At 51.6% G+C, this 223-nt stretch carries 1 protein-coding gene; it reads left to right on the forward strand.

All coding sequences use genetic code 11. The annotated features are described in order from the left end of the window. Nucleotides 1-223 (forward strand): AMP-binding protein (locus ABR397_RS24485; RefSeq protein WP_350307944.1); only part of this gene is annotated, 223 nt, incomplete at both ends.

Raw genomic sequence — 223 nt, forward strand, 5'->3', positions numbered from 1 at the left:
GTCATCTGGCCTATGTGATTTACACCTCCGGCTCTACCGGCGCGCCCAAAGGGGTGATGGTTGAACATCGTGGGTTGGTCAATCTTATTCGGGATAAAATTGTCCAGTTTGAGATTCATTCTGGTAACCGGATGTTGCAGTTCGCTTCATTTGGCTTCGATGCCAGTGTCTGGGAAACCATGATGGCACTGACCGGAGGAGCCAGTCTGGCTATTCCAGCCGA

It is taken from the genome of Photorhabdus viridis, from assembly GCF_040256935.1.
GTDB classification, from domain to species: Bacteria; Pseudomonadota; Gammaproteobacteria; order Enterobacterales; family Enterobacteriaceae; genus Photorhabdus; species Photorhabdus viridis.